Genomic DNA, 14216 nt, shown 5'->3' with positions numbered 1-14216 from the left:
AGATTGTTTTATTTAGAGAGTGGTAAAATTGAGAAAAAGGAATATTGAGTTAGAGTAGGATGAAAAAATTTATAAGAAGTATGAGAAATAAATAAAGAATAAAGAAGTTGTGAGATAAAGGGCTGAAGAAGATGGGGATAAAAAGGGGAAAAGTAGAGTGAGTTGCGAGAGAATGGGAAAAAGCAGAGATATAAAAAATGTGATAAAACAAAAGGGATATTTGTTGGTGGAAGTTTTGATTAGTATGTTGATATTTTCTGTTTTAGTGTCGGTTATTGCGGTATTTTTAAAGAGAGTTGCTATAATTGAGAATGTGAAAAAGAATAGTCAGAAAATGGATGAGAATATTTATTTTGCATTGGAGAAAGTGAAGGTAGAGCTCGAAGATAGAGATTTGGAGGAATTCGATTATAGTGGTGAGAAAACAAATTTATTTGTTAGAGGTAATCAAATAATTTATTGGAAGAATAGAATATTTTATAAGTTGGAGATTGTTAATAAAAAATTGTATATTTCTGAGGTAAGTGGATTTCCTAATTTCGGTAATAGATCTTTGATTGGTGAGTACGAAGATATAAATTTTGAGAAGATTGGTGGTATTTTAGCTATAAAGAGTAAATATTTGGGGAAAAGTGAGATTATAATTTTGAGTGTTTGATTTTTTTGAAATTTTTATTAAAGTTTTATAGAATAGAAATTTTGGAATTTTGATATTTAGAGAATTTAGAGATTTTGGTTTTGATAGAAAATTATAGTTATTTGAGAAGGTAGGAAAATGAAAGAGTCTGAGAAAAATAGGGGAGTAAGTTTAATTTATGTGTTGATTGTGTTGTCAATAATAACAGTATTTTCTTTTAATTTTATGTATTTTGTAAGGGAAAAGGTTAAGATAAATTCGTTGGTGAAGAGTGAGAGAAAAGTTTCTAAAAGTTTTTTGATTCAAAAGGAAGAGGAAAATTTAGAGAGAATTCTGAAAAAAGGGATTTATTTTAATAATGAAAATGTAAATTTGGAAACTAGAGAAAAGTATTTTGATTCAAATATAGGAATTGATAATTTAGGTAAAATAGAGATAAAGAAGTTGATTTATTTGAGTTCTGGTTTTGAAAGTGTTGGAGGATATAGAATCAAAGAAGTGATGGATGAAGATGGGAATAAATACGTGATTCCATTGAAGGAAAACGAGGTTTACAGAAATTTAAAAATTATTTATTCAAGAAAAGTTTTGGGCGAGGAAATTGAGTATGAGGAGAAAATTTCTTTTAGGCGAAAGAGTTTGAAAGAAATTGAGATAATAAGAATAGAGAGTAAATTTTTATAGAAAATATTTTATTTTTTAGAAATTAGTTGAGTGAAGATAGTTAGGTTTTGGAGATTTTTTGTAGTAGTTTTGATGTAAAAGTTATAAATGGGGAGAGAATGTGAGGGAACAAATTAAAATATATATTAGAAGTGAGGAAAAGATATATTTATTTATAGAAGAGAAAATTTATTTTTATGAAAATCAAGATTTGAGTTCGGTTTTGGAGAGTTTAGATGAATATAGTTTGAGTGAAGAAGTGGAAATTTCTTTGATTTTGCATTTTTCGTATTTTAAAATAGAAGGAATGGAAACGGATTATAGAGATAATAATATTAAAAATATAGAAAATTTTGATGATGAAATTGAAGAAAATGTTGAAGGAAATATTGAAAAAAATGGAACTCAGAAATTGGTGAAAATTAGTTTTAAGGAAAATTTTAGATGGGAAATTTTAAAGGAAAAAATTCTTTGGAAAATGAAAGAAATGAAATATTTGAAGAAAAAATTTTTTCTGAATCACATTGAGGACAAGTATGTAACTTTTGGTATTGAGAAGAAGAAAATCGAGGAATTTAAAAATGTATTTAAGCAGGAAAAAAAGAAATTACTGGATATAAAAGTGGATGTAGCTTCAATTTATAATTATAATAAAAATGAAGATACTGAGATTTTAACGATTGGAGAGAGAAAAAGTTTAAGGTTTGTGATTGAAGACTCGAAAATTAGTGAGTTTGAAGAGATCGATTTAAAAATTGATGATTTAGAGAATTTAGAAGAGTATGATTTTAGTGACATGAAAACAGTTGGTTTGAGTGAGGATAATTTAAAAGAGATATTTTTAGGGACAGAATTGTATGAGGAGCCTAATTTTCTGAAAAAAGAGAAGTTTTTTGATGATAAAAATTTAAAGAAATTTGAAGTTAAAGATGTAGCTGTAATTTTACTGATAGGAGCGGGGTATATTTTTTTGCAAAATTTGATACCGTTGGAAAGGGAAAAAGCTAAGAATGAGCGATTGAAGAATGAAACGAAAAAGTTGGAGAAGGAATATTTGAGTAAGAAAAATGAGAAATTGCCTGATTATTCAAAAGAATTATCTCTATTGGAAGAGGTAGATTCTAATATTACAAGAAAAGAGTATTACAGTTTTATAAAATTTTTGATTGAAAATAGTAGGAATGGCGTGGATTATACGAAAATTAATTATAGCGATAACAAATGGATTGTTCAGGGAACGGTTAATAAATTTGAAAATTTTGAGAAATTTGAGAATAATTTGGAGAGGAAATATTCGAGTACAGAATTGGGGTATTTGAAGGATAATGATGAGGAAATTGTGTTCGAATATACGATGATAGATAAGAAAAATGATAATTAGAAGATGTGGAATTAAGTGAGAAATTGGGAGAAATTATGGGGAATTTAAAAAATTTGGTGTTTTTAGTTTTGGTTTTATTAGGCGCTTTTGGGCTGAATGATAAATATTCGAAGTATAAGGAAACTTTAAAAGATGGGAAATTGATAGTTGAAAATAAGAAAAATTTAGAGGATAAAATAGATGAGATTTTTGTTGAAAAGGCAAGAAATAAAGAGAAAATGGAAAATGATTATGAAAAAATAAAAATGTTAATAGATAGATTTGGAATTCTTTCGATAAAAAATGAATCACAATTTAAGAAAATGGTGTATATTTTTTCGAATGAAAGCGGTTTGAAACTGAAAGAAATTTCGAAATCAGAGAAATTGTGGGATAGGAAAGGGTATAGTCTGAAATATATTCATTTTACGTTGAGTGGGAGTTTGAATGATTTTGGGAAATTTTTGTATTTTGTGAATAAGAGTAAAAAATATATTGATACGACACGGAGTTATATTGAATTGACACAGGAAGCGTATAAGATTTCATTGGGATATATTGAAAATACAGCGAAATAGAGAATGGATAAAAATTATAAATTTTAGAGAATTGAGTTGAGAGAAGTAAAAAGGGAGAGGGAATGAAAAAAAGGAAATATAAGAATTTGTTAATAATTTTGTGTTTTTTTGTTTGTAATGTTGCTTTTTCGAGTAGTGTTAATAATTATGTGGATAAAAAAGATAAAGATAGGATGGGAAAAATTTTTATCTATCGAGAAGATATTGAAAAGGAAAAGTTAAAAAAATTGCAGACGGAATTGCAAAATTTGAAAAATAAAGAGAGTAAAGATAGTCAAAATAATCAAAGTAATCAGAATAATAAAAATCAAAAAAAATCATCTAGTACAAATCAAAAAAATGGAGAAATATCAAAATCTGAAAATAATTCTGTGCAAAAAACTGTTATTGAAAAGGTGGTAACACCTGTAGTAACAAAAAAAATAAAGGAAATTTATTTGGATTATGGAGATGCGAAGGAAATTTCAGAAGCTTTGGATGGGTTTGAAGATTTTAAAATGATCGGGATTGATAATAAAATTATTTTGAATGGAGATGAGAAGAAATTTTTGGAATTGGAAAGGATTATTAAATCTTTGGATAGGGCAAAAGAACAGGTTATTATTAAAGGAACGATAATTGATACAAGTTCTAATTTATTTGAGAGACTTGGAATTGACTGGTCGATAAATCCTGAAAATGCTAATCCGAATAGAAAAAATTTGATTGGGAAATTTTTAAATGGAGAGGTTTCGATTAGTTCGATTTTTTCGATGGGAGGAAATTTTTTAGGGATTGATTTTAATTTGTTGAAAGAAAATGGGGATATAAAAATTGAGGCGATGCCGACGTTGATGATAATGGAGAAGGAAGAAGGAGAATTACGGGTAACTGAGGAAGTAATTATTGGAGAGAAAAAAATTACGAAAAATAATGAAGATTACGTTGAGCCGATATTTTCCGAAGCAGGAATAGTTTTTAAAATTTTGCCTGAGATAAAAAATGTGAATGGAGAAAAGAAAATTATTTTGAAAATGGATACAGAAATTAGTAATTTTAAATTAACTTCAAGTTATAATGAATCTTCGGGGGCGAAACAGAAAAATCAAACTCGGACGACTATTACTTTAAATAATGGGGGATCTACGTTTATTGGAGGATTGAAGCAAAATGTAGGAAAAGAGACAGTTAGAAAAATACCGATATTGTCGAGTATTCCAATAATAGGTCCATTATTTAAATATCAAAGAAAAAATAAGGAGATGAGAGATATTTATATTGAAATTGAAGCAATTATTCAAGAGATAAAATGATAATTGATGTGATACTATTTTTAGACTAAGTTTTTTACTTTAAAATTTTAGTAAAGAAAATAAAAAAATTAATGAAATAATTGAAATTGTATAGTATAATAATAAAGAAAAATGATTTTGAGAGAGGAAAAATATGATATCAATTCAAAGGCTTGAAGAAATACTAAAAAAGTTTAATAAAATTAAAATAGCGGTTATTGGAGATATGATGTTGGATGAATATTTGATTGGAAAAGTGAATCGGATATCACCAGAAGCTCCAGTGCCAGTTGTGAATATTGAGGAAGAGAGATTTGTATTAGGGGGAGCTTCGAACGTTGCTAATAACTTGAAGAGTTTGGAAGGGCAAGTGCGAGTTTATGGTGTTATAGGCGAAGATGATAACGGGAAGAAGTTTACTAGTGAATTAGAGGCGAAGGGAATAGAATCAGATGGAATTGTTGTGGATGATTCTAGACCAACAATTATAAAAAGTCGTGTTTTATCTCAAGGACAACAATTATTAAGATTAGATTGGGAAAAAGATACGAATATTTCTAAAGAAATTCAAGAAGCATTGATTAAAAAAGTCGAAAGAGATATTGATGAAATTGATGCAATTTTATTGTCAGATTACAATAAAGGAGTTTTAACAAAATATGTTTCTGAAAGTATAATAAAAATAGCTAAAGAACATAATAAAAAAATAGTTGTAGATCCTAAGCCGCATAATTTTAAAAATTATGTTGGAGTTACGACAATGACGCCTAATAGAAAGGAAATATTGGACTATTTTGGACTGAATAAGTTTAATAGCGAAGAAGAAGTTGCTAATGCGATGAAACAGTTAAAAAAAGATTTGCAACTGGATTGTGTAGTTTTAACAAGAAGTGAGGAAGGATTTTCGTTGTATGATGGGAATTATGAAAGGGTTCCCACTGTGGCAAGGGAAGTTTTTGATGTGACAGGAGCTGGAGATACGTTTATCTCGACGTTGTTGCTTTCACTTTCGGCAGGTGCAAGTTTATATGAAGCTGGAGTAATTGCAAATATGGCATCAGGAATAGTTGTAGCTAAGATTGGTACAGCAACAGCAACTAAAGAAGAAATTTTGGAATTTTATCATAATGAATTAAAATAAATTATAAATATTTTTAAGTTCAACAATTAAGGGGGATTGAGGAATTAAAATATAAAAAAGGAAGTGAAGTTTATGACAGTAATTGCGGCAATTGAAGCTGGAGGAACTAAATTTATTTGTGGATTAGGAAAAGAAAATGGAGAAGTTATTGAGAGAATAAGCATTCCAACAACAACTCCAGATGAAACAATGAGAAAGGTTATTGAATATTTTAGTGATAAAGAATTTGATGTAATGGGTGTTGGAAGCTTTGGACCAATTGATCCAGTAAAAGGTTCAGAAACTTATGGTTATATTACAAAAACACCAAAACCTTATTGGAGTGATTTCAATATGATAGGTGAATTGAAAAAACATTTTGATGTACCTATGGAATTTGACACAGATGTAAATGGTGCAGCATTGGCAGAAGCTTGGTGGGGAGCTGGAGAAGGTTTAAAAAATGTAATGTATATCACAGTTGGAACTGGAATTGGTGCTGGAGCAGTAGTAAATGGAAGAATGGTTCAAGGATTAACTCATCCTGAAATGGGACATATTTTTATTAAAAGACACAAAGATGATAAATTTGAAGGAAGATGTCCGTTTCATAAAGATTGTTTAGAAGGAATGGCAGCTGGACCGGCAATTGAAGCTAGATGGAATAAAAAAGGAATTGAATTAGCAGATAGAACAGAAGTTTGGGAAATGGAAGCATATTATTTGGCTCAAGCATTGGTTAACTATATTTTGATTTTATCACCACAAAAATAATTATGGGTGGTGGAGTAATGAAACAAAAACAAATGTTCCCATTCATAAGAAAATATGTTCAGGAGTTTTTAAATGGTTATGTTCAAAAAGATGCGATATTAAAAGATATTGATAATTATATCGTTTATCCTGGACTTGGAGATGAAGCAGGATTTGTTGGATCTATTGCTTTAGGGAAAATAGCGTTAGTACAAAAATAATAAAAAATAAAACAATTATATCTGGGGGGATTATGAGAGTTTTTAAAAATGAGGAAAAAATAAAAGAAAAAGATTATTTTTCTTTTACAAAGGGGATGTATTATCTCTTAAAAGGTAAAATAAGTTTGGTTAATGCATTGGAAATAATTTCAGGAAATTATAAAGAAAATTTTAAAAATAAGATTTTGAAAACAAAATTTCAAATTGAAAAAGGAGTTTCTTTGCAAGTAGCGTTTAAGAGAATTACTGACAATAGAGAATTTTTAGAGATGATTAAAATTGGAGAAGAAACAGGGAATTTGGAAATAATATTCAAAAATTTATCTGAAAAATATGAATTTAATCAAAAGATAAAAAAAGAAATAAGAAATTTGAGCGTGTATCCGTTGACAGTAATGGGGACAGCTTTTATTATTGTAATAATTTTATTAAAATTAGTAGTTCCAAAATTTGTTTTAATTTATTCGGATATAGGGCAGCAGTTGCCTAGATTGACACAGTTAGTTGTGAATCTGAGTGAAATTGTAAATAAACATGGGCTACTTTTATTAGTTGTAGCAGGAGTGATTGTCTTTGGGGCAAATTTTATTTATAAAAGGAATAATTATAATATTGAAAAATTGCTCTTGAAGATTAAAATTGTGGATAAATTGTATAAAGATATTTGTATTTTGAATTTTACGAGAAATATGTATATGTTGAGTAGTGCTAATGTTCCTTTGTTGCAATCTTTAAAATTGACTTCAAATTCAAAAAGTTTGATGTTGAATGCAGAGGTAAAAAAAATAATAAAAAAGGTGGAAAAAGGGATTTCGATTCAACAGGCTTTTAAAAATCTTTATTTTTTTGATAGAGAATATATTAATTTTTTGAGTATTGGTGAAAAAACTGGAAATGTGGAAACTGCTTTTTCAAATTTGAATACGATTTATTATGAGAAAGTGACTGAAAAAGTGAAATTATTTTTAAAATTATTTGAGCCATTGTCGATAATAGTTATTGGATTGATAATTGGTTTTGTGATTTTTGCAGTTATGCTTCCGATGTTTAAAATGGGAGAAATGATTTAAAAAATTGTAATTAAAAATAAAAATTAGAGATTTTGTAAAAAATGGTAGAAAAAATAGAAAAGAGAGAAAAATGATAGAAAATTTTTTAGAATCATCGAAGTATGCACAGGAATTATTTGAGATTGATGATGAGATTGTTGAAAAAATAGAGCGTGAGAGTTTGGAGGATAAGGTTCCGATTATAACAAGAGATGTCTTGAATTTCATGATTTATAATGCGAATAATATTAATGCAAAAAATATTTTGGAAATAGGGACTGCAACTGGTTATTCGGGATTATTTTTGGCTAGAATTGCGAATAAAAATGGCGGAAAATTAACGACTATTGAGATAGATGAAAAGAGACACAAAATAGCGAAAGAGAATTTTGAGAAGTTGGGATTACTAGATAAAAATGAAATGATTTTAGGTGATGCGTTGGAGGAGATTCCTAAATTAGATCAGTCTAAAAAATATGATTTTATTTTTATCGATGCTTCAAAAGGTCAATATTTAAAATTTTTTGAAATGAGTTATGGATTATTGAATGAAAATGGAGTAATTTTTATAGATAATTTGATGTTTAGAGGATTAGTTGCCGAAAGTGATGAAAATGTTCCGAAAAGATTTAAAACGATTGTTAGAAGATTGAGAGAATTTATTCAAAAATTGAATAAAGAATATAATTTTATCTTATTACCGTTTGGAGATGGAGTAGGATTAGTTAGGAAGTAGTTAAAATGAAATTTCTTTTGTATAACATAAGATATGGAACGGGGAAGTATTTAATAAAGAGATTTAAACATATTAGAGGTTATTTGGGTCGTTCTGAAAAACAAATAGATCGAATAGGAAAATTTATTAAAAGACAAAAGCCAGATATAGTTGGTTTGGTGGAAGTCGATTTAGGGTCATTTCGTATGAAATCAAAAAATCAAGCCGAGATTTTGAGTGAAATGACAGACAAAAATTTTATTTATCAGTATAAATACGAAGAAAATTCGAGATATATGAAATTTCCAATGGTGCGAAAACAAGGAAATGCATTATTATCAAATAAAGAAATAGTAAATCATAAATTTCATTATTTAGATAATGGAATGAAAAAATTAATAATTGAAATTGAAACTAATGGAATTGTAATTTTCTTAGTTCATTTGGCGTTGGGTGGAAAAACTCGAATGAAACAATTTGTGCAATTGTTTAGTTTAATTGAAAAATGTGAAAAACCAATGATTGTTGCTGGAGATTTTAATACTTTGTGGGGGACTGAAGAGATAGAATTGTTTATGAAAGCTGGGAAACTGAAAAGTGCGAATTTAGAGAAAAAGCCGACTTTTCCTAGTTGGTCGCCTAAAAAGGAATTGGATTTTGTGCTCCATTCAGAGAATATAAAAATAAATGATGTGAAGGTTATAAAAACAATGTTATCGGATCATTTGCCAATTTTGATTGATTTTGATATTATTTAATGAAAAAAATTTCTATAAATAAGAGTAACTAATTTCTTCTTGTTTTTGTAAAAGGAAAAAGATTTAAAAAAATTTGAAAATAAATTTGAAAAATTGCAAAAAATGTATTAAAATGAAGATAGAAAATGTTTTTTTAGAAAGGAGATTTTAGTGAAATCATTGTTAAAAAAATTGGCAGTATCTCTATTGGTTATATCAGCTGCTACGACATTAAATGCTCAAAGTATAATTACAGGAGCTAGAAATATCGGTGGAGGTAATGCTACAAGCAACAGAAATTCAGATGTTGCTAATCAACAAGAGTTAAGAGGTGTTTGGGTAGCAAGTGTTAGTAACATTGACTGGCCTTCAAAAAAAGGGCTTAGTGTAGAACAACAAAAAAGGGATTTTATTACTATTTTGGATAATGTAAAAAAATGGAATATGAATGCAGTTTTCGTTCAAGTAAAACCTGCGGGGGATGCTTTTTATCCTTCAAAATATTCACCTTGGTCTGAGTATTTAACAGGAACTCAAGGAAAAGATCCTGGATATGATCCTTTGAAATTTATGGTGGAGGAAGCACATAAAAGAGGAATTCAATTTCATGCTTGGTTTAATCCGTATAGATTGACAGCAACAGGTGGAAGAGAAAAACTTTCAAGTGACAATATTGGGAAAAAGAGACCAGATTGGACAGTTATTTATGGAGGGCATGTTTATTTGAATCCTGGTATACCAGAAGTTAATAATTATGTTGTGGATAGTATTGTTGAAGTTGTTAAAAATTATGATATTGACGGAGTGCATATGGATGACTATTTTTATCCATACAAAGTTAAAGGTCAAGAATATCCAGATAGTGCGCAATATCAAAAATATGGTTCTAAATTCGCTAGTATAGGTGACTGGAGAAGAAATAATGTAAATAATTTAATAGAAAAATTACATAAATCTATTAAAAAAGTTAATCCTAATGTAGAATTTGGAATAAGTCCATTTGGTGTTTGGAGAAATGCTTCAACAGATCCAGTAAAAGGTTCTAGTACAACAGCAGGTGTTCAAAATTATGATGACTTGTATGCAGATATATTGTTATGGATGGATAAAGGTTGGCTAGATTATGTAGCACCACAAATTTATTGGAATCAAGGATTTAAAGCAGCAGAATACAACACATTAGTAAAATGGTGGAGTAAATATGCAGCAGATTCTGGTACAAAATTATATATTGGACAAGCAGCGTACAAAGTAAATGAATGGCAAAATGCAAAAGAATTAGTAAACCAAATTAATTTCAACAGAAATTATGCACAAGTAAAAGGAAGTATCTTTTTTAGCTATAAATCATTATTAACAAATCCAAAAAATGTAACAAATAGTTTAAAAAATGGTCCTTACAGCAGTGTTCCTAATGAAAATATTGTAGGAATGAACTAAAAATAAAGTGCTAACACGGATAAGAGAATAAAAATTGAAATGTGAAATGTGAATTTATAATTGTGAAGATTATTCATGAGAAGTAAATTCACATTTTTTAGTATAATAATTGGCTCTTTGTCAAGTGTGGGGGTGGAAAAAGTTCGGTAACCTTAAAAGATTCTAAGCTGAATAAGCTTTCTAAGGTTGTCGAATTTTTTTATCCCATAAGATAGCCTTTTTATTACTTTTATTTTGTTATTTTTCCCTTCAACAAATCCATTATTTATATTATATTTTTGGATATTATTTATTTCTTCTTCCCAGTTTGATAATGTTTCCCCTAACTTAATACATTCCTTTATTCCAGATTCCTTCAGTTCTCATATTAGGTCATTCAGTTCATAACTGAATATAGTGACATCCTTTATTTCAAATATACTGAAAAATTTTGTCCTAAGATCATAAGCCCTTGAAAATATCTCTGAAAAGGTTCTTCAGTTTCTTTAGCCAAAGGACTGAACGTACTATTTGGATTCTTTGCTATCAGTTTCCAATATTTCTTATATTCCTTGTATTTTATGTCTGAATTGAATAATCTTATCCTCACATCCCCTATCCTCCAGTTTGCCTGCCTTATGACATGATATTTGTCTGCTACAATATCAGCATGTGGAAGACAGGAGTATACTGTATTCCTGAACTGCATGAACATGTACATTCCAACCTTTTTTATACTGTCTTTTATATTATAGAGCCTTTATGTATTAAAATTTCACTCATAAATATAGTTTTTTCTATTGGAAATTTTTTAAAAATAATAAGAGAAATGCCTAAAATATGTTATAATAAATATATTTCTAGCAGGAGAAAAATTCTGATGAAAAAATTTAAGATAAAAACTAGACCGTCTGAAGAAATTATGATGGCAATAAATGGTGAACTTGATGATAAATTGATAAGTGAAAATATGAAAAAAATGCTGGAAGAAGCATATAAAATTTTTACTCATGATTTAAATGGAAAACTGACTGTGTGTACACCTTGCTGTGTAAGTGAAGAAAATGTAGAAAAACTTATAAAGACACCAGTCAGAGAATTATCAAGGGAGTTAATGTGGGAGTATCTGGATGCTGTAAATCTAGATGAAACAGGACTTGAGATAAAACATTTTCTTCCAAAAATACTTGAGTTTATAGTAAAATATGCAGAAATAAGGCTGGACACTTCACTTATTCTTGATAAATGCCACTTTGAGAAGAAAATCTGGAGTGATGAGGAACTTGATTTCATGTACAGATTTTCGAATGAGTTTATGTTTGAAGTGCTTAAAACTGAGCCTAAAACAGCAAGAATAGAAAATTTTTCAGTTTATATGACTATGTTTAATCTGGGAGGACTGAAAACAGAGCATCTGTTTGATATTGAAATGTGGAAAAAAGCAAGTGAAAATATAAATGTATTGTGGCATTTTGAAGAAATGATGTACTCCTATACTGAAAGCTATACTTACTATTCGTATTCTTTTTCTTCCAATCCTGAATTTAATGAACAAATGAATTTATGGATGAACAGTAAAGAAATTGCAGAGGTATTTTTACCGGTTATTGAAAAATATTATTTTGAGAATCCAAAGATGGATTATGAGGAACAATGGCGTCTGGATCAGCTTTATTCTGTTCTTGAAAAAAATTTAAAAAAATAGGAAAATCAGTGAGAATGAATATTTATTTCATATGAAATAAGAAAAAATATGATCTGATTATTTTGCCGGTGGTGGATATTGAAAATAGGCTTCTTGGAATAATAACAATAGATGATATTATTGATGTAATTGAGCAGGAAGACACAGAAGATTTTCATAGAATGGCAGGGATATCATCTCCTGTAGAAGAAACTTATTTAAAGACAAGTGCATTTACAATAACTGCATGAACATATCCATTCCAACCTTTTTTATACTATCTTTATGACAGAGAAGAAATTTCCTTATGGTTGATGATTTCCTGTCCTTTAAAATATTTATCAGGATATGGTTTGTATCATACTCTTATTCCATATACATGGTAGGTGTCACAGATAAGTTCCACTTTTTTTATTTTTACATCTTTTATTTCAGGTCTGAATGTGGTAAAATTATTTTTCATAAATACAAATTCCTTTCTTATGTCTTTTTGGCAAAAACATAATACTATAAATTTGTTATTTATGCTATTTTTTTATTTCTTTTTTCATCCCCATATATATTATAGAGCCAAAAAACACCTTTCAAGAACAATATCTTAAAAAGGCGCTTAAATCAAAAACTATTATTTAAAAAACATAATAAACGAAGTGATAATACAAGTATTAACAAAATCGATAAATAAAGCTCCTACTACTGGAACTACGAAGAATGCCATTTTAGAGAAAATATATTTTTCTGTAACGGCTTTCATATTTGAAATTCCATTTGGAGTGGCTCCCAAACCAAATCCACAATGTCCTGAAACCATGACAGCAGCGTCGTAATTTGATCCCATTGCTTTAAAGGTAATGAAATTAAGATAGAAATAAATTAAAATAATTTGTGCAATTAATAAAATTAATAACGGTCCTGCTAAATTAATTAATTCCCATAATTTTAGTGACATAAGTGCCATTGCTAAAAATAAACTTAGAGTAACATCTTCTAAAACACTAATTTCTTTTATTGGTGCATTTAGTTTTTTCGATTGATCAGATATATTTCTAAGAATAGCAGCGATTATCATAGGTCCAATGTATATTGGGAATTTTAAAGCTGGTAAAAGTGCTGTTATTATAATTGATAAATATGAACCAATTCCCATTGAAACCAAGATGTAGAAGAATGCCATTGAAAATCTTTCCCCGTCTAAAAATGGTCGTTGTTTTTTTAGAACTTCTTCATCAATATCTGAATCTTCCAAATGTTTTTCGTTTTTCTTCCAATCTACAGGTAATAATTTATGTTTACTAATAAGTCTATCTGCAATAGGGCCTCCCATCATAGAACCAACAATAAGCCCAAAAGTTGCAGCTGAAATTGCTATAGTTTTAGCTCCAGCATATTGAGGTCCAATCGCTTCAATAATAGGTGCAATTGACGCTGAAGTTCCGTGTCCTCCAGTCATAGGAGTAGATCCTGTCATCAATCCCAATAAAGGTGGGAAACCAATAATTTTTGAAACTACAATAGCTACAATATTTTGAGAAAAACATAGCCCTCCAGCAATAAGTAAGAATATACCAACCTGTTTTCCTCCTTTTTTCAATGTTTTTAAACTCGCATTAAATCCAACACTCGTAAAAAACATTACCATAAAAAATGTTTGTAAAGTTGTATCAAATGTAATAGTAAGTATATTTGTTTCCTTAAAGATAAGTGAAATTATTGAAAATAAAAATCCACCAATAACAGGAGCTGGGATACAATATTTTTCAAAAAATTTAATATGTTTTCGTAATTTCATACCAATAAGCAACAAAATGACTGCCAAACCAATAGTTTGAATCATGTCCATTTCAATTTTAATCATAAATAAAATTTTCCTTTCTTTTTAGATAACATAATAATATTATATACTAGATACGATTTTTTTGCAATGAAAAAACATTTTTTAAATAGAAAAAATAAATAAAAAATGTTATAATTGTACTAAATATTGAAAATAAATATAAAAATTGAAAGGA

Annotated in this window: 14 protein-coding genes and 2 pseudogenes; 13 read left to right on the top strand and 3 right to left on the bottom strand. The window is 28.5% G+C overall.

Annotated elements, in window-relative coordinates:
- Positions 1–172 precede the first annotated feature (172 nt).
- From J4863_RS07145 to J4863_RS07095, 11 genes and pseudogenes are all read left to right on the top strand, one after another.
- Positions 173–658, top strand: a complete 486-nt coding sequence (locus J4863_RS07145) for a type II secretion system protein J (protein ID WP_211618091.1) — start codon at positions 173–175, stop codon at positions 656–658.
- A gap of 117 nt (positions 659–775) precedes the next feature.
- Positions 776–1321, top strand: a complete 546-nt coding sequence (locus J4863_RS07140; RefSeq protein WP_211618090.1) for a hypothetical protein — start codon at positions 776–778, stop codon at positions 1319–1321.
- 100 nt (positions 1322–1421) lie between these two features.
- Positions 1422–2681, top strand: a complete 1260-nt coding sequence (locus tag J4863_RS07135; protein WP_211618089.1) for a hypothetical protein — start codon at positions 1422–1424, stop codon at positions 2679–2681.
- Between the two features lie 35 nt (positions 2682–2716).
- On the top strand, positions 2717–3238 hold the full coding sequence (locus J4863_RS07130; RefSeq protein ID WP_211618088.1) for a hypothetical protein: 522 nt from the start codon (positions 2717–2719) through the stop codon (positions 3236–3238).
- Positions 3239–3300: 62 nt separating this feature from the next.
- Positions 3301–4530, top strand: coding sequence for a type II secretion system protein GspD (locus J4863_RS07125; protein ID WP_211618087.1), 1230 nt, complete (start codon positions 3301–3303; stop codon positions 4528–4530).
- A 133-nt stretch (positions 4531–4663) separates the two neighbouring features.
- Positions 4664–5650 (top strand): D-glycero-beta-D-manno-heptose-7-phosphate kinase, encoded by a 987-nt coding sequence (rfaE1, locus tag J4863_RS07120; RefSeq protein ID WP_211618086.1) that lies wholly within the window; start codon positions 4664–4666, stop codon positions 5648–5650.
- A 72-nt stretch (positions 5651–5722) separates the two neighbouring features.
- A pseudogene (locus J4863_RS07115) lies at positions 5723–6603 on the top strand (ROK family protein).
- Between the two features lie 32 nt (positions 6604–6635).
- Positions 6636–7673 (top strand): type II secretion system F family protein, encoded by a 1038-nt coding sequence (locus J4863_RS07110; RefSeq protein WP_249111498.1) that lies wholly within the window; start codon positions 6636–6638, stop codon positions 7671–7673.
- A gap of 70 nt (positions 7674–7743) precedes the next feature.
- On the top strand, positions 7744–8388 hold the full coding sequence (locus J4863_RS07105; protein WP_211618085.1) for an O-methyltransferase: 645 nt from the start codon (positions 7744–7746) through the stop codon (positions 8386–8388).
- 5 nt (positions 8389–8393) lie between these two features.
- Entirely contained in the window at positions 8394–9125 is a 732-nt protein-coding gene (locus tag J4863_RS07100) for an endonuclease/exonuclease/phosphatase family protein (RefSeq protein ID WP_211618084.1), read from the top strand.
- A gap of 150 nt (positions 9126–9275) precedes the next feature.
- Positions 9276–10544 carry a glycoside hydrolase family 10 protein gene (locus J4863_RS07095; RefSeq protein ID WP_211618083.1) on the top strand — a complete coding sequence of 423 codons (1269 nt, stop codon included), beginning with the start codon at positions 9276–9278 and terminating at the stop codon, positions 10542–10544.
- A 152-nt stretch (positions 10545–10696) separates the two neighbouring features.
- On the opposite strand, the gene J4863_RS09540 is transcribed toward J4863_RS07095, so the two are convergent.
- Together J4863_RS09540 and J4863_RS07085 are read right to left on the bottom strand one after the other, a co-directional pair.
- Entirely contained in the window at positions 10697–10903 is a 207-nt protein-coding gene (locus tag J4863_RS09540) for a transposase (RefSeq protein ID WP_211619344.1), read from the bottom strand.
- A 47-nt stretch (positions 10904–10950) separates the two neighbouring features.
- On the bottom strand, positions 10951–11259 hold the full coding sequence (locus tag J4863_RS07085) for a transposase (RefSeq protein WP_256439033.1): 309 nt from the start codon (positions 11257–11259) through the stop codon (positions 10951–10953).
- 144 nt (positions 11260–11403) lie between these two features.
- Here J4863_RS07085 and J4863_RS07080 point away from each other — a divergent pair, with 144 nt between their 5' ends.
- Both J4863_RS07080 and J4863_RS07075 read left to right on the top strand, forming a co-directional pair.
- Positions 11404–12228: a hypothetical protein gene (locus J4863_RS07080; RefSeq protein WP_211618081.1), complete on the top strand. Its 825-nt coding sequence runs from the start codon at positions 11404–11406 to the stop codon at positions 12226–12228.
- Between the two features lie 41 nt (positions 12229–12269).
- Positions 12270–12449: pseudogene (locus J4863_RS07075) on the top strand (CBS domain-containing protein); the annotation flags it as partial.
- A gap of 383 nt (positions 12450–12832) precedes the next feature.
- On the opposite strand, the gene gltS reads toward J4863_RS07075, so the two are convergent.
- A complete protein-coding gene (gltS, locus tag J4863_RS07070; RefSeq protein WP_211618080.1) occupies positions 12833–14062 on the bottom strand; it encodes a sodium/glutamate symporter in 1230 nt (409 codons plus the stop codon).
- Between the last annotated feature and the right edge of the window lie 154 nt (positions 14063–14216).

It is taken from the genome of Leptotrichia sp. oral taxon 221, assembly GCF_018128245.1.
In the GTDB taxonomy this organism is placed as follows: domain Bacteria; phylum Fusobacteriota; class Fusobacteriia; order Fusobacteriales; family Leptotrichiaceae; genus JABCPH02.
Note: the sequence above shows the minus strand (reverse complement) of the source record. Positions and strands in the feature narration are given on the sequence as shown.